The following is a 21765-nucleotide window of genomic DNA, read 5'->3' as shown; positions in this document are numbered from 1 at the left end:
GTGCTCGACATCATCCGTCCCGGCGACGACCGCTACCCGCTCGTCCGTCATGTCTACAGCGCTGAGGGCTCCCCCGCCGCGGTCGTCCGCCCGCGCGTCCCCGCCGAGGTCCCGGAGGCCCTCGCCTTCGCGCGGCAGGAGGGCGGCCCGTTCTCCGTCCGCAGCGGAGGCCACGGCATCAGCAGCATCTCGACCAACGTCGGAGGCACGGTCATCGACCTGGGCGCCCTCTCCACCATCGAGCGGATCGACGACCGCGTCGTGGAGGTCGGGCCGGGTGCGCGCTGGGGCCGGGTCGCCTCGACGCTTCGGCCGTGGGGGCTGGCCATCAGCTCCGGCGACTCCGGTGACGTCGGCGTGGGCGGCCTCGCCACCACCGGCGGCATCGGCCTGATGGGACGCAAGCACGGGCTGACCATCGACTCTCTCGTCGGGGCGGACATCGTGACGGCGGATGGTGTCGTCCGAACGCTGTCCCCTACGGACGAGCCCGACCTGTTCTGGGCCGTCCGGGGCGCCGGAGCGAACTTCGGAATCGTCACCGGTTTCCGCTTCCGTGCATCGACCGACGCCTCCGTCGTCCACGCGTCCTTCGCGTACGCGATCGCGGACACGGCGGGCTTCCTCGAGCGCTGGGGCGCGACGGTCGAGAGCGCGCCGCGCTCGATCTCGGCCTTCCTCTATCTCTTCGGAGGCGCACAGCCCTTCGCGCAGGCGACCGTCGTCTTCGCCGGGACCGACACGGACGCAGCGGTTCGGGCCCTCGAGCCGTTCACCCGGATCGGGCAGGTGGTCGGCCGGCGGGCCGAGGCCACGGCCTACGCGGACGTCCTCCCGACTTCCGGTGCGGTCCATTCCGGACAGCAAACGGCCGTCACTCGCACCGGCCTGGCGGTCCACCTGGACAGGCGGATCTCGCGGAGCCTGGCCTCGCTCACCCGCGGCGGCGAAGCCGACATGATCCAGCTCCGATCCGTCGGTGGCGCCATCAACGACGTCCCCTCCTCGGCGACCGCGTACGCCCACCGCCACCAGAACTTCTCGGTGACGGCCGTCTCCATGAACGGCCTGCAGAGCCTCGACGCGGCATGGCAGGAGAGCCGCGAGCTGATGGACGGCCTCTACCTGAGCTTCGAGTCCGGTCACGCGCCGGAGCGCGTCGAGGACGCGTTCCCGCCGGAGACACTGGACCGGCTCCGGCGCCTGAAGGCCCACTGGGACCCCGACGGGATCTTCGATCAGAACTTCGCGATCGACCGCGTGGCGAGCGCCTGACCGCAGCGGTACTACATTGTGGTCGGTGACCACCGCGACGCCGCTGCTGCTCGGCCCCAACCAGCCCCTCGACCGTCCCTACCGGGGCGGCGCCGGCATCGCCCGCTTCCGCGGCACCCCGCAGCGGAGCCCGTTCACTCCGGAGGACTTCGTCGGATCGACGACCGAGGTGTTCGCCGGCGGCGGCGTGGGACTGACCGTGCTGCCCGACGGCCGGACGCTGCGGGAGGCCGTGGCCGCCGATCCCGTGTCCTTCCTGGGCACTGCGCACGTCGAACGCTTCGGCGCCCGCACCATGCTCCTGGTGAAGCTGCTCGACACCGCAGAACGACTCTTCGTCCACTACCACCCCGACGACGCCTTCGCAGCGCGCCACCTCGGCAGCCCGCTCGGCAAGACGGAGGCCTGGGCGGTGATCGAGGCGGAGCCGGACGCCTACGCAGCCCTCGGCTTCCGGCGCGCCGTGTCGCCGGAGGAGGTGCGCGTCTGGTGGGCGGGGCAGGACGCGGAGGCGATGCTCGCGGCGATGAACACGGTCCCGCTGTCGTCCGGGGACACGCTGCTGGTACCTGCGGGACTCGCCCACGCGATCGGGCCGGGGGTGACGCTGGTCGAGCTGCAGCAGCCGACCGACCTCTCCGTGCTCCTGGAACGGCGCAGCCTGACCGAGCGGGAGGCGCTGCTCGGCCTCGACCTCGACACGGCCATCGACGGGCTCGTCCGCGATGCGACCCCGGAAGACCGCATCGCGGCACTGCGGCAGGTCCGCGGCGCCGAGACGCTGTTCCCCGGCGAGGCGGACCCCTTCTTCTCGGCGGAGCGCATCCGCGTCTCGGGGTCGCGGGAGCTGGACCCGGGGTTCTCGGTGATCGTCGTGCTCGACGGAGAGGGGACGGTGGAGGCCGCAGGCGGCGCTTCCGGCGGCCGCGAGCTGGCCCTGCGGCGCGGCGTCACCGTGCTGACCGCCCATGCCGACGGACCGCTCGGCCTGAGCGGCGACCTCCACGTCATCCGGTGCCGCCCGCCGCGCTGAGCCAGTGGTGAAGCCGGCGCTGACCGCTGTCGGTGGGCCGGGCTAGCCTCCCGACATGGACACCCCGTGCGCGCTCTGCGACAGGCCGGCGCACCCGGGCGCCTCGCTCCGGCTCTGCCTGCCGCACCTCCTGGAGGCGCACGACGAAGTCGACGCGCAATTCGGCGTGACCGACCTCCTGCCGTCACCGTGCGCCTTCTGCGGCTCACGGCTCGGCGTGCGGTACCCCTCCGGCTGGATCTGCGCCGTCTGCGAGTGGCGCGTCGGCGAGCCACGGCCAGAGCAACCGGCGGCGGCCCGCGTCGACGTGGTCTACTACCTGCGGTACAGCGACCGCATCAAGATCGGGACCACGGCCAATCCGACCCAGCGGTTCAGTGCCCTCCCGCACGACGAGGTACTGGCCTTCGAGCGGGGAGACCGCGCGCTGGAGCACCGTCGGCACGAGCAGTTCGCACACCTGCGCATCCCCGGCACCGAGTGGTTCGAGACGGATGCGGCTCTGCTCGAGCACGTCGCCCGCGTCGCCGCAGGGGCGCCCGATCCGTGGTCGCTCCTGGCCCGCTGGCGCAGCGAAGCGGCCGCCCTCACCGGGTGACCGCTTCGCTGACCGATGGCCGTGCCGACCGATCGTCGTATCGTCAGGCGACTTCGAGAGTCTCGCGGACGGGCGTCCGTCCCCCGTCCTGCTCGCCGTCGACCTTCGCGGCGAGGCGCGCCATCTCTGCGGCCTCGCTCAGGGCCGCCTCCGGGAGGAGGGCGAGCTCGCCCGCCGCCTCGATGTCGGCGGCGAACGGGTCGGCGGTCACCGCTACGGCCTCCACGGCGGTCCGGTTGCGTGCCGCCCGCATGATGCCGGCGGCCACGACGGTGACGACGCCCGCGGCGAGCGCGAGCACTCCCGCTGTCGCGAAGCCCTCGGTGTAGCCGCTCTCCGCGGGCAGCCCGTCGGGCGCGATCGCTCCGGTGACCAGAGCGGTCATCACGGCGGCGCCGACGGCCGAGCCGACCGTGCGCAGGTTGGCGTTCATCCCGCTCGCGATGCCGGTCTGGGTGGCCGGAACGCTCTGCACGACGACGCTCGTGATCGCGGCGTAGATGAGCCCGAGCCCGATGCCGAACACCCCGGAGGCGGTTGCGACCGCCAGGAGGGACCCGTGCAGGAACGCCAGCGACAGGCTCGCCGCGCCCATGATCACGGCGGAGAGCACGATCTGGGCGCGGAAACCGACCCAGCGGGCCAGCGGGCCGCTGAGGAACCCGGTCACCGCCATCGTGACGAGCATCGGGAGCATCAGCATGCCGGACCCCGCCACCGAAGCGCCGAGACCGTAGCCGGTGGAGGCCGGCGTCTGCACGAACCGCGGGAAGAACGCGAACACGGCGAACATGGAGGCGCCGATGAAGACGGCTGCCGCGTTCATCGACCAGACGCCGGGCTCGCGCATCAGGCGCATGTCGACGAGCGGGCTCGCGGAGCGCAGCTCCACCAGCACCCAGGCGGCGAGCAGCACAGCGGCGGCGGCGAACAGACCGATCACGCCGGGCGACGACCATCCCCACTGCGCGCCGGTGCTGAGCGGCAGCAGCAGGGCGATCAGCCAGCCGGAGAGCAGCACAGCGGCCCACGGGTTCACCCGGCCGGTGGCGCGGGTCGGCGACTCGGGGATGAAGATCATCGCGAGCACGGCGGCCGTCCCGGTGAGGATGACGGGCAGGAGGAACAGGCCGCGCCAGCTCAGGGCGGCCGCGAGCGGACCGGCGAGGACCGTCCCCAGCCCGCTGCCGATGGCAATGATGGAGGCGATGGCGCCGATGGCGGACGGCAGCCGGCGCGCAGGGAACTCGTCGCGGATGATGCCGAAGGCGAGCGGGAACATGGCCCCGCCGAGGCCTTGGATGACACGGCCGGCGATGACGACGCCGATCGTCGGGGCTACAGCGGCGACGACGCTTCCGACGCCGACGGCCAGCAGCGCGAGCACCAGGATGCGGCGCTTGCCGACCAGGTCGCCGACGCGGCCGAGCAGCGGTGTGGCGACGGCGGCGGCGATCAGCCACGCGGTCATGGTCCAGGTGACGCCTGCGGTGGTCGTGTGCAGGTCGGATTGGATGACGGGGAGGACGGGGACGACGAGCGACTGGAGGGTCGCGAAGGAACCGACGCTCAGCGCCAGGATGGCGAAGGTCAGTCCGGGGTGGGATCGAGACATTCTCGGTGGTTCCGTTTCTCGAGGTGATGCCCGAAAAGGGCTAGAATGGAGGGAGGCTCCGTTCGGAGGGTTCCTCCGGTTACGAGAATGACAATACCGGAGGCAGCCTCCGCTTCGCAACCCTTTCCAAGGAATCCGTGAAAGGATCGACGCCGTGACCGGCACTCAGACCCCTACCCTCGGCGTGGCGCGCCCGCAGCGAGCGGACGCCCGCCGCAACTTCGACGCGCTGCTGACCGCGGCGAGGGAGGCGTTCGCCGAGCAGGGCGCCGGCGCTCCGCTGGAGGACATCGCGCGGCGCGCGGGCGTCGGCATCGGCACGCTGTACCGCAACTTCCCGACCAGGGACGCGCTGGTCGAGGCGGTCTACATCGACGAGGTGGCCGCCGTGGTCCGCGCGGCCGACGAGGCCGGCTCCCTCGAGCCGTGGGATGCGGTCGAGGCGTGGCTGCGCCGCTTCGTCACGTACGTCGGGACCAAGCGGGCCCTGATCGAGGGACTCAACAAGGACTCCCCCGTCCTGCTGAGCTGCCGCACCTCCCTCTACGACGCCGGAGAGCCGCTGCTGCACCGCGCTCAGGCGGCGGGCGAACTGCGCGACGACGCCACGATCGGCGACGTCATCCGCATGGTCTCGGGCATCGCCGGCGTCGCCTTCGACGACGACGCGCAGCGCGACCGCGTGATCGCCATGGCCGTCGACGGGCTCCGCGCACACCGCTGAGGCGCACCCCTCACCGACGCGGCACCCCTGGCGCTCCGGCCGCCTCCCCGTACGCTGAGGAGATGGAGCTGGGCGTCTACGCCGTGATCGCAGTGGCGGTCATCGTCGGCGTGGCCGCCTTCGCCCGCAAGCTCGGCGTCGCGGCGCCGATCATCCTGGTCATCGTCGGCGTCGTTCTGTCGTTCCTGCCTGGGGTGCCAGAGATCGAGGTGCCCCCGGAGATCATCCTCGACGGACTCCTGCCGCCCATCCTCTACGCGGCTGCGATCTCCGTCCCGCTCACCGACTTCCGGCGGAATCTCGCCCCGATCGCCGGGCTCTCCGTCGTGCTCGTGGTGATCACGGCGTTCGCCTCCGGCTTCGTCCTGTTCACCATGCTGCCGGATCTGAGCCTGGCGGCCGCCATCGCGCTCGGCGCGATCATCAGCCCGCCGGACGCTGTCGCCGCCACCTCTGTCGGACGGAAGCTCGGCCTGCCGCCCCGGCTGCTGACCGTGCTGGAGGGCGAGGGCCTCGTCAACGACGCGACGGCACTGGTGCTGCTGCGCACGGCACTGGCCGGAGCCCTGGGGGCCCTGACCACGCCATGGGCCGGAGTGGTGGACTTCCTCACCGCCGTGGTGATCGCCGTCGCCATCGGCCTCGTCGTCGGGTTCGTCTCCGTCTGGGTCCGCTCCAAGCTCAGCGACCCCGTGCTCGACACGGCGCTCTCGGTCGTCGTGCCCTTCGCCGCCTTCGCCCCGACGGAGGCACTGCACGGCTCTGGCGTCCTCGCCGTGGTGATCACCGGCCTGTACACGGGTCACGCAGCGCCGCGGCACTTCAGCGCGCAGGCCCGGATCAGCGACGCCATCAACTGGCGCACCATCCAGTTCCTGCTCGAGAACGGCGTGTTCCTGCTGATCGGGCTCGAACTGCGCACCCTCGTGGCCGATGTCGAGCACCCCGAGATCCTGAGCGTCTGGAACGCGATCGGACTCGGGCTCATCGCGGTGTTCTCGCTGATCGTGATCCGGTTCGTGCTGATCGTGCCGCTCATCCTGGGCCTCCGAAAACGGGCGGAGCACGCCGAGAACGCCGTGCTCCGGGAATGGCTCATGATCAGCTACTTCCGCGACCATCCGGTGCGCTACCGCTGGCAGGCGCTCCGCAAGCAGCGGGCCGAGCAGCGCTACGAGCGACATCGGGGCGACCTGGAGGAGTACCGCCAGGAGGCGATCGACTGGAAGGGCGGCGTCGTGCTCGGCTGGGCCGGCATGCGCGGAGTGGTCACGCTCGCGGCTGCTCAGTCGCTGCCGGGCGACATCCCCTATCGCCCGCAGCTCATCCTCATCGCCTTCACGGTGGCGTTCGTCAGCCTCGTGCTGCAGGGCGGGACGCTGCCGTGGCTGATCCGCACCCTCGGCCTCCAGGGGGCGGACACCGGCGCCGATCGCCGCCTCCTGGCACAACTGCTCGACGACCTGAGCGAAGCCGGGCTGGCCGTGCTCGACGATCCGGAGTCGGCGGCGGAGACGACGACCCCCGTCGATCCCGAAGTGGTCGAGCGGGTCAGGCAGTCGTCGTACCTGCGCGCCGAGTCGGCCTGGGAACGCACGGTGATGAGCGAGACGTCGCAGGAGAACCGACCGCACCACGTCTACCGGACGCTCCGGCTCGCCGTCGTCGACGCCGAGCGCAGCCGCCTGCTGCTGGAGAGGGCGCGCGGCGCCTACCCATCGCGTGTGCTCTCCGAGGCTCAGTCCCTGCTCGACCTCGAAGAGACCCGGCTGCGTTCGCGCTCGCGCTGAGATCATCGATCCGGCGTCATGACAGGTGGACTGCCCCGTCTAGATAAATGAGGGCGTTCACCCGCCCCGGCCGAACGAAGGGGAATCATGGAGCTCACGGTCATCCGAATCCGCGATCAGCGACGCATGGTGGTGTCGGTCCAGGCGCAGACCGAGTCCGAGGCGCTGCGTACCATCCAGAAGGCCGTCGGCCCGGTCACCCGCGCCTTCGAACACCCGGTCGAACTGCGGAGACGGCCGATCACCGAGCGCCACGCCCGGGACACCGCGTATTTTTAGTTATTCAAAACATCCGGCTAGGGTCGACGTTATGGACACGGACCGGCCGGAGAGCGCACTGCGCGGCGCCGGACTCAAGGTGACGCGCGGCCGGATCGCCGTGCTCGACGCGCTGGACCAGCTCCCGCACGCCGATGCCGACTCCGTGTTCCGGGCACTGCAGCCGACGCTGCCGGGCACCTCCATCCAGAACGTCCACAACGTGCTGGGCGACCTCACCTCCGCAGGACTCCTGCGGAGAATCGAACCGGCAGGGTCCGCTGCGCGCTACGAGCGGCGCACCGGCGACAACCACCACCACGTGGTCTGCTCGTCGTGCGGCGCCGTCGCCGACGTCGACTGCGTCGTGGGCCACGCGCCGTGCCTGCACCCATCGGATGCCGCCGGGTTCCTGGTCGACACGGCCGAGGTCACGTTCTGGGGGCTGTGTCCGTCCTGCCAGTGAATACCAGCGAAAAAGAAGAAGCACGAGGAGAAGAATGTCGGACGACTACACCACCACCCAGACCGGAACGCCGGTCGCCAGCGACGCACACTCGCTGACCTCCGGGCGGGACGGCGCGACCGCGCTCCACGACCGCTACCTCGTCGAGAAGCTCGCCCAGTTCAACCGGGAACGGATCCCGGAGCGCATCGTCCACGCGAAGGGCGGCGGCGCGTTCGGCGAGTTCGTCGTGACCGGCGACGTGAGCGCCTACACCAAGGCCGCGGTCTTCCAGCCGGGCACCAGCACGCGGACGCTCCAGCGGTTCTCCTCCGTCGCCGGTGAGCAGGGGTCGCCGGACACCTGGCGCGACGTGCGCGGATTCTCGGTGAAGTTCTACACGACCGAGGGCAACTACGACATCGTCGGCAACAACACCCCCGTCTTCTTCATCCGAGACGGCATCAAGTTCCCCGACTTCATCCACTCGCAGAAGCGCCTCCCCGGCTCCGGGCTGCGCGACGCGGACATGCAGTGGGACTTCTGGACGCTGTCGCCGGAGTCCGCCCACCAGGTCACCTACCTCATGGGTGACCGCGGCCTCCCGCGCTCCTGGCGCACCATGCCGGGCTACGGCTCCCACACCTACCAGTGGATCAACGCGGCCGGCGAGCGCTTCTGGGTGAAGTACCACTTCCACTCCCTGCAGGGCAACGAGGAGATCACCGGCATCGAGGCGGAGCAGCTCGCCGGCGCCGACGCCGACTACTACCGCCGCGACCTCTACGAGGCGATCCAGCGCGGCGACTTCCCGGCCTGGCGTGTCTCGGTCCAGGTCATGCCGTACGAAGACGCCAAGACGTACCGCTTCAACCCGTTCGACCTGACCAAGGTGTGGCCGCACAGCGACTACCCGCTGATCGAGGTCGGCATCCACACGCTCGACCGCAACCCGGAGAACTTCTTCGCCGAGATCGAGCAGGCGGCCTTCTCGCCGGCGAACACCGTCCCGGGCATCGACATCAGCCCGGACAAGATGCTCATGGCGCGGGTCTTCTCCTACCCGGACGCTCAGCGCTACCGGGTCGGGACGAACTACAACGAGCTGCCGGTCAACCGCCCGGTCGCGCCCGTCCACAACTACTCGCAGGACGGCGCCGGCCGCCACGGCTTCGCGCCCGCCGACGCACCGGTCTACGCTCCCAACTCGTTCGGCGGGCCGTCGGCGCAGCCCGATCGTGCGGGCGAGGGCGGCTGGGAGTCGGACGGCGCTCTGGTGCGCTCCGCCGCCACCCTGCACGCCGAAGACGACGACTTCGGCCAGGCGGGAACGCTGTACCGCGAGGTCTACGACGACGCCGCCAAGGAGCGCTTCCTGGAGACCATCACCGGCGCCGTCAGCGGCGTGAAGCGGGAGGACATCCGCGAGCGCGCGATCCAGTACTGGACCAACGTGGATGCGTCGCTCGGCCGCGCGCTGCGCGCCCGCCTCGAGTCGGGCGCCCAGACCCCCGACGAGGCCGCCGAGTACGTCGGCGTCGCCGAATAACGAACGCCCGCACGACAAGGGGGCGCACCCCGGGAACCCTCCCGGGATGCGCCCCCTTCTCTCTGCGCCGGGCGCCGGCGCCCGGCGCCCGCGCCTCCCTCACCCTGCCGATTCGTGACGAATCGTGGCTCCCGCGCACCCTTTCACCGCATTCGTGACGAATCGTGGCTCCCGCGCACCCTTTCACCACATTCGTGACGAATCGCGCGCAGCGCTCCGCACCCTTTCCGCGGATTCGTGACGAGTCGGCGGAAGCCCCGAGCGAGCGACTCTACAGGGTCGCGTCGATGGTGCGGTCGTAGACGGTCGTGCCGCCGACGCGCACGCGGCCGTCGGGCAGCGGCTCCGTGGCGAGCTGCGAACCCTCGCCCTGCACGATGCTCAGCGGGCGGCCGAGGCGAGCCGTCAGGGCGACGGCGGCGGCACCCGTCGCCTCGTCCTCGATGATCCCCATCTCGGGGGCGAACATGCGGGAGCGGATGGTGCCCTCCGCCTCGTCGATCCAGGCGTAGGCGTAGTGCTGGCCGGACGGGAAGGCGAACGGGTCGAGCGCGTCCACGTCCTCGGGGGACTGCAGCTCCAGCCACTCGAACTCCGGCGTCCACTCGGGCCGCGCGGTGATCCACGCCAGGTCGTCGTCCACCGTCACCTCCACATCGCCCGCCGGCTCGCGGAGCACGTCGACCGGGGTGCGGCGGTCGGACAGCCACCACGCCGTTCCCACGCTCGGGTGGCCGGCGAAGGGCAGCTCCTTCGCCGGCGTGAAGATGCGGATGGTGGCGGCGCGGCCCGCCTCGTCCACGGCATCCAGGAACACCGTCTCGCTGAAGCCGAGTGCGTTGGCGATCTCCTGCTCGCGCGACGCCGTCACGGCGGAGCTGTTCACGATTCCGAGCTCGTTGCCGTTGCGGCCGCTCTCGTTGGTGAACACACGGACAACGACGACCTCGATGCTCTCATCCATGGCTTCAGCCTGGCAGAGACGGTCCTTGTTCGTTAACCCTCGCGGTGGATAATCGCGCCATGACGACCGACGACCGCCAGAACGAGACCCCGCAGAACGAGAACGCAGCCGACCAGACCGCCACCGAGGAGGACATCGCCGTCGAGCACGCCGCCGACCGTCTCGTCGAGCGGTTCCCGGAGGTCCCCCGCGAGCACATCGAGGAGCTCGTCGAGGAGCACCACGAGGAGTTCGAGGGCGCCCCGGTCCGCGACTTCGTGCCGGTGCTGATCGAGCACGACGTGAAGCAGGAGCTGAACGCAGAAGAGCGCGCCGACTGAGTTCCAGCGGCGCGCTCCTCGGGTGGGACCCGGCCGGTCCCCGTGTGATCCCGGTCAGGCCGGGATCAGCGTGTACTTCGTGCTCAGGTACTCGTGGATGCCCTCCAGGCCGCCCTCGCGGCCGAGTCCCGACTGCTTGACGCCGCCGAACGGGGCCGCCGCGTTGGAGACGAGCCCGGTGTTGAGACCCATCATGCCCGTGTCGACGCGGTCGATCATCCGCTGGCCGCGGGCCAGGTCCTGAGTGAACACGTAGCCGACCAGGCCGTACTCGGTGGAGTTGGCCGCCGTGACCGCCTCGTCCTCGGTCGAGAAGGTGGTGATCGCGAGGATCGGGCCGAAGATCTCCTCGCGGAGGATGTCGCTGTCCGGCTGCACATCCACGAGCACAGTCGGCTCGAAGAAGTAGCCGTCGCCCTCGGGGGCGCTCCCTCCGGTGAGGACCCGCGCGCCGCGCGAGACCGCATCCTCGACGAGCGTCGACATGGAGGCGACAGCGCGGTCGTCGATGAGCGGGCCGATGGTCACGCCGTCGTCGGTGCCGCGTCCGATCCGCAGGGCCTCGACTTTCTCGGTCACCCGGCGCGCGAACTCGTCCGCAACGGACTCGTGCACGATGAACCGGTTGGCCGCCGTGCAGGCCTGGCCGATGTTGCGGAACTTGGCGAGCATGGCGCCCTCCACCGCCTTGTCGAGGTCGGCGTCGTCGAACACCACGAACGGGGCGTTGCCTCCCAGCTCCATGGAGGTGCGCAGCACGTTCTGCCCCGCCTGGGCCAGCAGCGAGCGGCCGACCGGGGTGGAGCCGGTGAACGACAGCTTGCGCAGCCGGGGGTCGGCGATGATCGGGGCCGACACCTCCCGGGCCGTGCTGGTCTGCACCACGTTGACCACGCCGTCCGGCACGCCGGCATCGGCGAGCAGCTGGGCGAAGAACAGCGTCGTCAGCGGCGTCAGCTCGGCCGGCTTGACGACGACGGTGCAGCCGGCGGCGAGCGCCGGGGCGATCTTCCGCGTCGCCATGGCGAGTGGGAAGTTCCACGGCGTGATCAGGTAGCAGGGGCCGACCGGGCGCTGCGAGACGACCATGGTGCCGGTGCCTTCCGGGTTCTGGCCGAAGCGGCCGGAGATGCGGACCGCCTCCTCCGAGAACCAGCGCAGGAACTCGCCGCCGTAGGTGACCTCGCCGTTGGCCTCCGCCAGCGGCTTGCCCATCTCGAGCGTCATCAGCAGGGCGAAATCGTCGCGACGCTCCTGCAGCAGGTCGAAGGCGCGACGGAGGATCTCCGCGCGCACCCGGGGTGCAGTGGCGGCCCAGGCGTCCGCGGCAGCGGCTGCTGCGTCGAGGGCGCGCACGCCATCCTCAGGGGTCGCGTTGGCGATCCGCTTGATGACGCGGCCCGTCGCCGGGTCCTGCACCTCGATCGGGTCGCGGGTGCCGGCCTCCCAGCGTCCGCCGATGAACAGGCCGTCGGGGATGCGGGCGAGCAGTTCGGACTCGCGGGTGGACTGCGCGGTGTCGGTCTCGACGATGGTCATGCGGCCGCCACCGCCTCCGCGACGACGTCCAGCCCCTCGATGAGGAGGTGGTCCGGGATGCTCAGCGGCGGGAGGAAGCGGATCACGTTCCCGTAGGTGCCGCAGGTGAGGAGGACGACGCCGGCCGCGTGGGCGGCGGCGGCGACCTTCGCGGTCAGCGCCGCATCCGGCTCCCCGGTCTCGGGGTCGACCAGCTCGATCGCGACCATGGCGCCGCGTCCGCGGACCTCGGCGACGCGCGGGTCGGCGTCGCGGAGGGCGCCGAGCTTCTCGAACAGGATGTCGCCGATCCGGCGGGCGCGTGCCGCCAGGTCCTCGGTCTCGTAGGTCTCGATCGCGGCGAGCGCAGCGACGCAGGCGAGCGGGTTGCCGCCGTAGGTGCCGCCGAGGCCTCCGATCTGCGGGGCGTCCATGATCTCGGCGCGCCCGGTGACCGCCGACAGCGGCAAGCCGCCGGCGATGCCCTTCGCCGTGACGATCAGGTCGGGGACGATGCCGAACTGCTCGGAGGCGAACATGGTTCCCGTGCGGGCGAACCCGGTCTGGACCTCGTCGGCGATGAAGACGACGCCGTTGGCGTTCGCCCACTGCTGCAGCGCGGGGAGGAAGCCGTCGGCCGGGACGATGAAGCCGCCCTCGCCCTGGATCGGCTCGATGATGAGCGCCGCCAGGTTGGCTGCTCCGATCTGCTTCTCGATCATGGTGATGGCGCGCTTGGCCGCCTCGGCGCCGGACAGTCCGCCGTCGCGCAGCGGGTAGCTGAGCGGTGCACGGTAGATCTCCGGGGCGAACGGGCCGAAGCCGTTCTTGTACGGCTGGTTCTTGGCGGTGAGGCCCATCGTGAGGTTGGTGCGGCCGTGATAGGCGTGGTCGAAGGCCACGACGGCCTGCTTGCCGGTGTAGTGGCGGGCGATCTTGACCGCGTTCTCGACGGCCTCCGCGCCGGAGTTGAAGAGCGCACTGCGCTTGACGAAGTCGCCGGGCGTGAGGCGGTTCAGCGCCTCCGCCACGTCGACGTAGGAGTCGTACGGGGCGACGGTGAAGCAGGTGTGGGTGAAGGCGGCCACCTGCGCGGTGACGGCCTCCACGATCCGCGGGGCGGAGTTGCCGACGCCGGTGACGGCAATGCCGGAGCCGAAGTCGATCAGGGAGTTGCCGTCCACATCCACCAGCACGCCGCCGCCGGCAGCGACCGTGTAGACCGGGATGGTGGCGCCGACGCCCGCGGCGACGGCCTGGGCCTTCCGCTCCGCGCGCTTGCGCGACTCGGGGCCGGGGATCGGGGTGACGAGCCGGCGCTCCTGCGGGAGCGAGGGTCCGCCGACGGGGATGTCGATGGCGGTGTCGAGGATGGTCATGTCCCGAATCGTAAGAAGCGGAGGCGCCCGACCGTCTGGACACGACGTACAATCACTCCACCGGCGATCGACACCCTGGCAGATGGAGCCTCATGCCCGCGACCCTCACCCAACTCCTGGCCCGCCCTGAGTTGGGCCTGCGCCTCCTCACCTCGTCCTCGCTCGGTGACCTGGAGGCTCCGCTCGCCTGGGCGCACAGCTCCGACCTCCCGGACCCGACGCCGTTCCTCGCGGCCGGCCAGGTGCTGCTCGTCACGCAGGCGCCGGACGACGCCGACGCGTACGTGCGCCGCCTGGTGGAGCACGGGATCGCGGCCCTCGGCTTCGGCACTGAGGTGATCCGCGACGGCAGCCCGGCCGAACTGACCGAAGCCTGCGAGCGTCACGGGCTCCCACTGTTCGAGGTGCCGTACCGGACGCCGTTCATCGCGGTGGTCCGCTTCGTCGCCGACCGGGTCGCCGCCGACGCGTACGCGCGCAACACCTGGGCGCTGCGCGCCTCCCGGGCCATCTCGCTCGCCGCCCTCCGTCCGGACGCGCTGGGCGCCGTGCTGTCGGAGCTCTCGCGTCAGATCGACCGTCCCGTCGCCCTCGTCGCGGCGGACGGCGCGGTGGGGCGCAGCTTCCCGTCAGCAGCGCTCGACGCGCGGGCACGGCGCGCGCTCTCCGAGGCGGCGGAACCGCTGCTCCGGAGCGGACGCCGGGCCGCAGGGACGGTCGGCACCGACGCGGGGCCGTTCGCCCTGCAGACCCTCGGCGCTGCCGGGAGGCTGCGCGGCGTGCTGGCCGTCGGCTCCGAGGGGCTGGACCACGCGGCGCAGCAGGTCGTCACGGGAGTCGTCGCTCTCGCCGGTCTGGCGCTGGAGCAGTCCCGGGCCGCCGACGCGGCTCGGTCACGGTTGCGGACAGCCGTGTGGCGGGCGCTCGTGGCGGGAGACATCGCGGTCGCGGCCTCCATCGCCGAACCCGTGCTGGGGCCGCTGCCCGACGCCCCCGTCCGCGTGGCACTGCTGCACGGGCCGGCGCTGGCGGCGGCCGCCGACTGGCTGGAGTCGAATGCCGAAGGGTTCTTCGCGCGCGACGGCCAGGAGCTCGTCATCGTCGGCGACGACGCGGGAGCCGCCGCGGTCGCCGCACGCTTCGACCTGCGGGGCGGCCTGTCGTCGGACACCGGCCTGGACTCCCTCCCCGCCGCGATTGCGCAGGCGCAGACCGCCCGCAACCGCGCGACCGCAGACGACCCGGTGGCGTCGTTCGACGATGTGGCCGCGGCCGGGATGCTCGCCCTGCTGCACACGCCGGACGCACGGGCCGTGGCCGAGACCTCGCTGCAGCCGCTCGTCGCAGCCGACCCGTCCCTCCCCCGGGTTCTGCGGACTTGGCTCGACGCGGACGGCGTCTACGACGTGGCCGCCCGGCAGCTGGGGATGCACCGGCACACCCTGCGTGCCCGGGTCGCCGACGCCGAACGGCTGCTCGGCCGCGACCTGGCCTCCTTCGCCGCCCGCGCCGACCTCTACGCCGCCCTCCGCGCCACCGCCTGACCCGCCCCGTCCCGTCCCGTCCCGTCCCCTCTCGCTCCGCTCGCCCCGCTCGCCCCCACCGTCGAGTCCACACTTTCTGCACGCTTTCGGGCGTTCGAGCGTGCAATTTTCGTGGACTCGACGGTGGGTGGCGAGGTTGGAGAGAATGGGCGGATGAGCACACCGATCTCCGGAACCCACTTCGGCCTGACCTCGGGCGACTACCACGCGACGATCGCCTCCGTCGGGGCGACCCTGCGCACGCTGGAGTTCGATGGCCGCCCGCTTGTCGTCCCGTTCGACGCCGACGAGGTGCGGCCCGCGTTCCGCGGCGCCACGCTGGCGCCCTGGCCGAACCGGGTCGTCGACGGCCGGTACACCTTCGACGGCGAGGAGCAGCAGTTGCCCCTCACCGAGCCCGAGCGCGGCCACGCGCTGCACGGCCTGGCGGCGTGGCTCGACTTCGACGCCATCGACCGTTCGGCGAGCTCCGTCACGTTCGCCGCGACCATCCAGGCGCAGGCGGGCTACCCGCACAGGGTGGAGGTGACGGTCGCCTTCTCGCTCGACGAGGACGGCCTCCTCACCACCGTCACCGGGACCAACACCGGCCCGACCCGCGCCCCGTGGGGCACCGGCCCCCACCCGTACCTGGTGGCCGGGGACGGCCGCGTCGACGACTGGGCCTTCACCCTCCCCGCCGACCAGGTGCTGACGGTGACGGAGGATCGCCTCATCCCGATCGGACTGGAACCGGTGGAGGATGCCGAGGGCGGCATCTGGGACTTCCGCGCCGCGCGCCCGATCGGCGACACGTTCATCGACCACGCCTTCACCGGCCTGAGCCGAGCTGCCGACGGGCGGACGACCGTGCGCGTGATGGCCCCCAGCGGCACCGGCGTCGAGCTCGAGTGGGGCGAGGACTGCCCGTGGGTGCAGATCCACACCGCGGACCGGCCGATCCCGGAACTCCACCGGCTCGGGCTCGCCGTCGAGCCGATGACCTGCCCGCCGGACGCGTACAACTCGGGCACGGACCTCATCGCGCTGGAGCCGGGCGAGTCGGCGTCGGCGTCGTGGGTGATCCGGGCGGTCTGATGCGCGGAGGCTGAGGTCGGGCGCTGCTCCTGACCTCGGACGCTGCACCTGAATTCAGGAGGCCGGCCCGCCGGAAACAAGATGCGCGCGGCCCTCCACGACGGGGCGCGCGCACAGCGATGCTACGGGCGCTCTGGCGACTCCGGCCCTGTACGCCGTGTCGAACCACCTGCGTCGACCTCGACACAGCGTCGTTGCACGCGTCGCCCGGGGCCACCCTCCCGAATTCAGGAGCACCGCATCCCCTACAGTGTGGGTGTGGAGGAGCAGGGACGCACGCCGGGCGTGCGCGAGGTGGCGGCGGCCGCCGGAGTCTCTCGGCAGACCGTCTCCCGCGTCCTCAACGACCACCCCAGCATCCGGCCCGCCACCCGGGATCGCGTGCTCGCGGCGATGGACCAGCTGAACTTCCGGCCCAACCGCGCGGCGCGGATGCTGACCACCGCGCGCTCCACCACGATCGGCGTGCTGGTGGCCTCCACCTCGTCGCTGTTCGGCCCGGCGTCGAGTATCGATGCGATCGAGCGGGCCGCCCGCGACGCCGGCTATTTCGTGACCGTCGCGCACGCAGCCTCCCTCGACACCGCCGCGGTCCACGCCGCGCTCGAGCAGCTCAGCGCGCAGGCCGTCGAGGGCATCGTCGTCGTTGCCCCGCAGCTGCGGGTTCAGGAGGCGATGGATGCGATCTCCGTGCGGGTCCCGTCCATCACGCTGCATGGTGCGGGCACCGCGGGCGACCACGGCGTCTTCGTCGACCAGGTGGAGGGCGCACGGCTCGCCACCCGCCACCTCCTCGAGCACGGGCACCGGCGGATCGCGCACCTGTCCGGCCCGGCGGACTGGTCGGAGGCCCGCGCGCGGCGCGAGGGCTTCCTGCAGGAGATGGAGGCGGCCGGCGCCGACCCCGTCGTCACCCGCGACGGGGACTGGACGGCCGCCTCCGGTGCCGCAATCGCCGCCGACGTGCTGACGGAGCCCGGTATCACGGCGCTCTTTTCGTCGAACGACCAGATGGCGCTCGGGGCGATGTTCGCGGCCCGGCGGGCGGGGCGCTCCGTGCCGGGCGACTTGGCGGTCGTCGGCTTCGACGACATTCCCGAGGCGCCGTTCCTCGCGCCGCCGCTGACGACGGTGCGGCAGGACTTCGCCGAGCTCGGCCGCCGCTGCGTCGCGCGGCTGATCGCCCGCATCGAGGGGTCCGCGCTCGACTTCGACGCGCCCGTCGCGCCGGTCCTGGTGGTCCGCGAGTCCGCCTGAGCGGTCCTCCCGGTCCGTCACTCCTCCGCGAGCACGCCCGAGCGAGCTCCGAATCGCGTCAGCTATCCCGTCGCTGGTTCGTGAGTGCTGCCGTTTGTCACAAGTGCGCCCGCGCGCGCAACGGCAATCGTGACAAACGGCGGCACTCACGGTCCGCCGGGCCGCCGCCAGGCCGCCGCCAGGCCGCCGCCAGGCCGCCGCCAAGCCGCCGCCCGCCGAGGTGCACCTTGTTGCGGCCGACACGCCGTGCCGGTACGCAACAAGGTGCACCTCGACGAGACGGGTGGCAACGGCAGCCGCGGCGCCGCGCTTGACAGCCCCACAGGGGCGTCACGTATGCTCGAAGTCGTGATGTGACCGGTCACAAAGACGTGAGGAGCAGTATGACCGCGCCGGAACCCCGCCACCGCGACGCCATCGCGGCAGGACGCACGGCCCTCGGCATCGAGTTCGGCTCGACACGCATCAAGGCGTGCCTCGTCGACGCCGACGACCCCGCGACCGTGCTCGCCGTCGGCATCCACGACTGGGAGAACGAGTACGTCGACCGCCGCTGGACCTACTCGCTCGAGTCCGTCTGGTCCGGCCTGCAGGCCGCATACGCCGGCCTCGTCGCCGACGCCGAGGAGCGCCACGGCGTCCGTCCGACCACGTTCGGCGCGATCGGCGTCTCCGCCATGATGCACGGCTACCTCGCCTTCGACGCGAACGGCGAGCTGCTCGTGCCCTTCCGCACCTGGCGCAACACCAGCACCGGCCCCGCTGCCGCCGAGCTGACCGCCGCGTTCGGCGTGAACATCCCGCTCCGCTGGTCGATCGCGCACCTCCACCAGGCGGTGATCGACGACGAGCCGCACATCCCGCAGCTCGACACGTTCACCACCCTGGCCGGTTACGTCCACTGGAAGCTCACCGGCCGCGCCGTCCTCGGGGTCGGGGACGCCTCCGGGATGTTCCCGATCGACCCCGCCACCAAGACCTACGACGCGGAACTCCTCCGCCGCTACGCCGCCCTCGACAGCGCGCAGGGCATCGACCTCCCGGCTCTGCTCCCCGAGGTGCTCGTCGCGGGGGAGGATGCGGGGAGCCTCACCTCCGACGGCGCCGCCCTGCTCGACCCGAGCGGCGCGCTGCAGCCGGGTATCCCCTTCTGCCCGCCGGAGGGCGACGCAGGCACCGGCATGGTCGCCACCGGCTCCGTCGCACCCCGCACCGGCAACGTCTCCGCCGGTACCAGCATCTTCGCGATGGTCGTCCTCGAGCACCCGCTGCGTTCGGTGCACCACGAGCTGGACCTCGTCACCACGCCGGCCGGCGACCTGGTCGCCATGGTCCACTGCAACAACGGGGCCAGCGAGCTTGCCGGCTGGGCCGGACTGTTCCGCCGCTTCGCCGAGGCGGCCGGCGCACCGCTGAGCACGGACGACGTCTACGAGACGCTGTTCCGCGAGGCCCTCTCCGGCGAGGCCGACGCGGGCGGCCTCGTCGCCTACAACCACCTGGCCGGCGAGCCGATCGCCGGCCTCCCCGAGGGCCGGCCGCTGGTCGTCCGCACACCGGACAGCCGCCTCACGCTGGCCAACTTCGTCCGCGCCCAGCTCTACAGCGTGTTCGGCACGCTGGCGCTCGGGATGCGCGTCCTCGCCGACGAGGGCGTCTCCCTCGACCGGATGCTCGCCCACGGCGGGATGTTCCGCACGGCGGGAGTGGCGCAGCGCTTCCTGGCCGGAGCCCTGGATGCGCCGGTCTCGGTCGCCGAGACGGCCTCCGAGGGGGGCGCCTGGGGCATCGCGGTCCTCGCCGCGTACCGGGCGACATCCGGCAGCACGGACAACGCCGACCGCGACGACACCGTCGGCACCGACCGGGCCGACACCCCCTACCCCACCGACGGCACCGACCGCGCCGACCGCGCCGACGGCACCGACAGCACCGACAGCACCGCCAGCACCGCCCTCGACGCCTACCTCCGCCACCGCGTCTTCGGCGGGTTCGCCTTCGAGACCGTCACCCCGCATCCCGACGACGTCGCCGGCTTCGCGCGCTTCCTGGAGCGCTACCAGTCCGGCCTCGAGGCTGAGCGGGCCGCCATCACCGCCCTCCCCGTGGAAGGAGCCTCCGCATGACCACCGACCGAGAGACCCCGGCGGTCCGCGCCGTCCGCGAGCGCGTCGCCCGCCTGCACGCCGAGCTCGTCCGCTACGGCCTCGTCGTGTGGACGGGCGGCAACGTGTCCGAGCGCGTGCCCGGCGAGGACCTGTTCGTCATCAAGCCGAGCGGCGTCGACTACGACGACCTCGCGCCGGAGAACATGATCCTCTGCACGCTCGACGGGGAGGTGGTGCCCGGTTCGATCGGAAGCGACCGCTCCCCCTCGTCCGACACCGCCGCGCACGCCTACGTGTACAGCGAGCTTCCGGAGGTCGGCGGCGTGGTGCACACGCACTCCACCTATGCGACCGCCTGGGCCGCGCGCGCGGAGCCCATCCCGTGCGTCATCACCGCGATGGCCGACGAGTTCGGCGGCGACATCCCGGTCGGTCCGTTCGCCATCATCGGCGACGACTCGATCGGCCGCGGCATCGTCGCGACGCTCCGCGGCCACCGGAGCCGCGCCGTGCTGATGCAGAACCACGGGGTCTTCACCATCGGGAAGGACGCGCGCGACGCCGTCAAGGCCGCCGTCATGGCCGAGGACGTCGCCCGCACCGTGCACATCGCCCAGCAGGGCGGCCCGCTCGTCCCCATTCCTCAGGAGGCGATCGACCGCCTCTTCGACCGCTACCAGAACGTCTACGGACAGCCCCCGGAAGGAACCGCCTGATGCCGAAGCTCACCACCTCCCTCGACCACTACGAGGTCTGGTTCCTCACCGGCAGCCAGCACCTGTACGGGCCGGAGACGCTCGCCCAGGTGGCCGACCAGTCCCGCGCGATCGCCGACCAGCTGGGCGCCGAGTCGGACGTGCCGGTCCGCGTGGTCTGGAAGCCGGTGCTCACCGACTCCGACGCCATCCGCCGCACGATGCTGGAGGCCAACGCCGACGACGGCGTGATCGGCCTGATCGCGTGGATGCACACCTTCAGCCCGGCCAAGATGTGGATCACGGGGCTCGACGCGCTGCAGAAGCCGCTCCTCCACTTCCACACGCAGGCGAACGTCGAACTGCCGTGGGGCGAGATCGACTTCGACTTCATGAATCTCAACCAGGCCGCGCACGGCGACCGCGAGTTCGGGTACATCCAGACCCGGCTCAGCGTCCCGCGCACCACCGTCGTGGGCCACGTCAGCAACCCGACCGTCACTGCGGGCATCGGCACGTGGATGCGCGCGGCGGCCGGCTGGGCGGCCACCCGCTCCCTCAAGCTCGCCCGGTTCGGCGACAACATGCGGTACGTCGCGGTGACGGAGGGCGACAAGACCGAGGCGGAGCTGGTGTTCGGCGTGCAGGTGAACACCTGGGGCGTGAACGAGCTCGCGGAGGCGGTCGCCGCCGCCTCCGACACGGACGTCGACGCGCTGGTCGCCGAGTACGAGGACCTGTACGACGTCGTGCCGGAGCTCCGCCGCGGCGGCGAGCGGCACCAGTCGCTGCGGGACGGCGCGGCCATCGAGCTGGGCCTGCGCTCCTTCCTGGAGGAGGGCGGCTTCGGCGCCTTCACGACCAGCTTCGAGGACCTGGGCGCGCTGAAGCAGCTGCCCGGTCTCGCGGTGCAGCGGCTGATGGCCGAGGGCTACGGCTTCGGCGCCGAGGGCGACTGGAAGACCGCGATCCTGGTGCGCGCAGCGAATGTGATGGGCGCCGGTCTGCCGGGCGGAGCCTCCCTGATGGAGGACTACACCTACGACCTGACGCCCGGCGACGAGCGCATCCTGGGCGCCCACATGCTGGAGGTGGCGCCGTCGCTCAGCAGCGCGCGTCCCTCGCTCGAAGTGCACCCGCTCGGCATCGGCGGCAAGGAGGACCCCGTGCGCCTGGTCTTCACCGCGGACCCCGGGCCGGCCGTCGTGGTGGCGCTCTCCGACATGCGGGACCGCTTCCGGCTGGTCGCGAACGTCGTCGAGGTGGTCGAGCCGACCGCTCCCCTGCCGAAGCTGCCCGTCGGCCGCGCCGTCTGGAAGCCCGCGCCCGACTTCACCACGTCCGCGACGGCGTGGCTGGAGGCCGGAGCCGCCCACCACACCGTGATGAGCACGGCGGTCGGCGTCGAGGCGTTCGCGGACTTCGCCCGCATGGCGCGCACCGAGCTGCTCGTCATCGACGACAGCACCACGCTGCGCGACTTCCAGCGCGAGCTCGACTGGAACGCCGCCTACTACCGCCTCGCCCGCGGCCTCTGAAACCTCCTGGCCGCCGGTTGTCATCGGTACCGGCGGCCAGGAACCCCCCGTCGCTCGCACCCTCCCCCCACCGTCGAG

Annotated in this window: 19 protein-coding genes; 15 read left to right on the top strand and 4 right to left on the bottom strand. The window is 71.8% G+C overall.

Annotated elements, in window-relative coordinates; genetic code table 11:
* Genes SB754_RS01560 through SB754_RS01550 form a run of 3 tightly spaced genes read left to right on the top strand, consistent with a single transcriptional unit; the run spans position 1 to position 2906 of the window.
* Complete coding sequence (locus SB754_RS01560) at positions 1–1275, top strand: FAD-binding oxidoreductase (protein WP_410780598.1); 1275 nt, start codon at positions 1–3, stop codon at positions 1273–1275.
* Positions 1276–1300: 25 nt separating this feature from the next.
* Entirely contained in the window at positions 1301–2308 is a 1008-nt protein-coding gene (locus SB754_RS01555; protein WP_410780597.1) for a class I mannose-6-phosphate isomerase, read from the top strand.
* A 55-nt stretch (positions 2309–2363) separates the two neighbouring features.
* Complete coding sequence (locus SB754_RS01550; protein WP_410780596.1) at positions 2364–2906, top strand: GIY-YIG nuclease family protein; 543 nt, start codon at positions 2364–2366, stop codon at positions 2904–2906.
* Between the two features lie 43 nt (positions 2907–2949).
* Here the strand turns inward: SB754_RS01550 and SB754_RS01545 are convergent, their stop codons facing one another.
* Entirely contained in the window at positions 2950–4521 is a 1572-nt protein-coding gene (locus tag SB754_RS01545; protein WP_410780595.1) for an MFS transporter, read from the bottom strand.
* 154 nt (positions 4522–4675) lie between these two features.
* Between SB754_RS01545 and SB754_RS01540 the strand changes: the two genes are divergently transcribed.
* The 5 genes from SB754_RS01540 to SB754_RS01520 all read left to right on the top strand — a co-directional run bounded on the left by SB754_RS01540 (position 4676) and on the right by SB754_RS01520 (position 9287).
* Positions 4676–5245 (top strand): TetR/AcrR family transcriptional regulator, encoded by a 570-nt coding sequence (locus SB754_RS01540; RefSeq protein ID WP_410780594.1) that lies wholly within the window; start codon positions 4676–4678, stop codon positions 5243–5245.
* Positions 5246–5307: 62 nt separating this feature from the next.
* On the top strand, positions 5308–7035 hold the full coding sequence (locus SB754_RS01535) for a cation:proton antiporter (protein ID WP_410780593.1): 1728 nt from the start codon (positions 5308–5310) through the stop codon (positions 7033–7035).
* A gap of 87 nt (positions 7036–7122) precedes the next feature.
* Positions 7123–7314 (top strand): hypothetical protein, encoded by a 192-nt coding sequence (locus tag SB754_RS01530; RefSeq protein ID WP_410780592.1) that lies wholly within the window; start codon positions 7123–7125, stop codon positions 7312–7314.
* Positions 7315–7345: 31 nt separating this feature from the next.
* Complete coding sequence (locus SB754_RS01525; RefSeq protein ID WP_410780591.1) at positions 7346–7759, top strand: Fur family transcriptional regulator; 414 nt, start codon at positions 7346–7348, stop codon at positions 7757–7759.
* A 34-nt stretch (positions 7760–7793) separates the two neighbouring features.
* Positions 7794–9287 (top strand): catalase, encoded by a 1494-nt coding sequence (locus SB754_RS01520; RefSeq protein ID WP_410780590.1) that lies wholly within the window; start codon positions 7794–7796, stop codon positions 9285–9287.
* A 271-nt stretch (positions 9288–9558) separates the two neighbouring features.
* On the opposite strand, the gene SB754_RS01515 is transcribed toward SB754_RS01520, so the two are convergent.
* Positions 9559–10251, bottom strand: a complete 693-nt coding sequence (locus tag SB754_RS01515; protein WP_410780589.1) for a PhzF family phenazine biosynthesis protein — start codon at positions 10249–10251, stop codon at positions 9559–9561.
* Positions 10252–10310: 59 nt separating this feature from the next.
* On the opposite strand from SB754_RS01515, the gene SB754_RS01510 reads away from it, so the two are divergent.
* Positions 10311–10571 (top strand): three-helix bundle dimerization domain-containing protein, encoded by a 261-nt coding sequence (locus tag SB754_RS01510; protein ID WP_410780588.1) that lies wholly within the window; start codon positions 10311–10313, stop codon positions 10569–10571.
* Positions 10572–10625: 54 nt separating this feature from the next.
* On the opposite strand, the gene SB754_RS01505 is transcribed toward SB754_RS01510, so the two are convergent.
* Together SB754_RS01505 and gabT are read right to left on the bottom strand one after the other, a co-directional pair.
* Positions 10626–12110, bottom strand: coding sequence for an NAD-dependent succinate-semialdehyde dehydrogenase (locus SB754_RS01505; protein ID WP_410780587.1), 1485 nt, complete (start codon positions 12108–12110; stop codon positions 10626–10628).
* Positions 12107–13468: a 4-aminobutyrate--2-oxoglutarate transaminase gene (gene gabT / locus SB754_RS01500; protein WP_410780586.1), complete on the bottom strand. Its 1362-nt coding sequence runs from the start codon at positions 13466–13468 to the stop codon at positions 12107–12109. Before gabT ends, SB754_RS01505 begins: the two co-directional genes overlap by 4 nt.
* Before the next feature lie 92 nt (positions 13469–13560).
* On the opposite strand from gabT, the gene SB754_RS01495 reads away from it, so the two are divergent.
* From SB754_RS01495 to araA, 6 genes are all read left to right on the top strand, one after another.
* The gene (locus SB754_RS01495; protein WP_410780585.1) at positions 13561–15012 is read left to right on the top strand and encodes a PucR family transcriptional regulator; all 1452 of its coding nucleotides are present in this window, start codon (positions 13561–13563) and stop codon (positions 15010–15012) included.
* 153 nt (positions 15013–15165) lie between these two features.
* Entirely contained in the window at positions 15166–16089 is a 924-nt protein-coding gene (locus SB754_RS01490) for an aldose 1-epimerase family protein (RefSeq protein WP_410780584.1), read from the top strand.
* 258 nt (positions 16090–16347) lie between these two features.
* Entirely contained in the window at positions 16348–17346 is a 999-nt protein-coding gene (locus tag SB754_RS01485; RefSeq protein ID WP_410780583.1) for a LacI family DNA-binding transcriptional regulator, read from the top strand.
* A gap of 383 nt (positions 17347–17729) precedes the next feature.
* Entirely contained in the window at positions 17730–19472 is a 1743-nt protein-coding gene (locus tag SB754_RS01480) for a xylulokinase (RefSeq protein ID WP_410780582.1), read from the top strand.
* Positions 19469–20170, top strand: a complete 702-nt coding sequence (locus tag SB754_RS01475; RefSeq protein WP_410780581.1) for an L-ribulose-5-phosphate 4-epimerase — start codon at positions 19469–19471, stop codon at positions 20168–20170. The genes SB754_RS01480 and SB754_RS01475 overlap by 4 nt, the downstream gene beginning before the upstream one ends.
* Complete coding sequence (gene araA, locus SB754_RS01470; RefSeq protein WP_410780580.1) at positions 20170–21687, top strand: L-arabinose isomerase; 1518 nt, start codon at positions 20170–20172, stop codon at positions 21685–21687. Before SB754_RS01475 ends, araA begins: the two co-directional genes overlap by 1 nt.
* The last annotated feature ends 78 nt before the right edge of the window (positions 21688–21765 follow it).

The organism is Leifsonia sp. SIMBA_070 (assembly GCF_046534635.1).
Taxonomy (GTDB): domain Bacteria; phylum Actinomycetota; class Actinomycetes; order Actinomycetales; family Microbacteriaceae; genus Leifsonia.
The sequence above is the reverse complement of the archived record's forward strand: the minus strand, read 5'-3'. Positions and strand labels throughout refer to the sequence as shown.

What these genes read in the sequence shown, in the direction of transcription:
- SB754_RS01550 (WP_410780596.1), top strand. Translation starts at nt 2,364, where the DNA reads ATGGACACCCCGTGCGCGCTCTGCGACAGGCCGGCGCACCCGGGCGCC.
- SB754_RS01545 (WP_410780595.1), bottom strand. Translation starts at nt 4,521, where the DNA reads ATGTCTCGATCCCACCCCGGACTGACCTTCGCCATCCTGGCGCTGAGC.
- SB754_RS01535 (WP_410780593.1), top strand. Translation starts at nt 5,308, where the DNA reads ATGGAGCTGGGCGTCTACGCCGTGATCGCAGTGGCGGTCATCGTCGGC.
- SB754_RS01530 (WP_410780592.1), top strand. Translation starts at nt 7,123, where the DNA reads ATGGAGCTCACGGTCATCCGAATCCGCGATCAGCGACGCATGGTGGTG.
- SB754_RS01525 (WP_410780591.1), top strand. Translation starts at nt 7,346, where the DNA reads ATGGACACGGACCGGCCGGAGAGCGCACTGCGCGGCGCCGGACTCAAG.
- SB754_RS01520 (WP_410780590.1), top strand. Translation starts at nt 7,794, where the DNA reads ATGTCGGACGACTACACCACCACCCAGACCGGAACGCCGGTCGCCAGC.
- SB754_RS01515 (WP_410780589.1), bottom strand. Translation starts at nt 10,251, where the DNA reads ATGGATGAGAGCATCGAGGTCGTCGTTGTCCGTGTGTTCACCAACGAG.
- SB754_RS01510 (WP_410780588.1), top strand. Translation starts at nt 10,311, where the DNA reads ATGACGACCGACGACCGCCAGAACGAGACCCCGCAGAACGAGAACGCA.
- SB754_RS01505 (WP_410780587.1), bottom strand. Translation starts at nt 12,110, where the DNA reads ATGACCATCGTCGAGACCGACACCGCGCAGTCCACCCGCGAGTCCGAA.
- gabT (WP_410780586.1), bottom strand. Translation starts at nt 13,468, where the DNA reads ATGACCATCCTCGACACCGCCATCGACATCCCCGTCGGCGGACCCTCG.
- SB754_RS01495 (WP_410780585.1), top strand. Translation starts at nt 13,561, where the DNA reads ATGCCCGCGACCCTCACCCAACTCCTGGCCCGCCCTGAGTTGGGCCTG.
- SB754_RS01490 (WP_410780584.1), top strand. Translation starts at nt 15,166, where the DNA reads ATGAGCACACCGATCTCCGGAACCCACTTCGGCCTGACCTCGGGCGAC.
- SB754_RS01480 (WP_410780582.1), top strand. Translation starts at nt 17,730, where the DNA reads ATGACCGCGCCGGAACCCCGCCACCGCGACGCCATCGCGGCAGGACGC.
- SB754_RS01475 (WP_410780581.1), top strand. Translation starts at nt 19,469, where the DNA reads ATGACCACCGACCGAGAGACCCCGGCGGTCCGCGCCGTCCGCGAGCGC.
- araA (WP_410780580.1), top strand. Translation starts at nt 20,170, where the DNA reads ATGCCGAAGCTCACCACCTCCCTCGACCACTACGAGGTCTGGTTCCTC.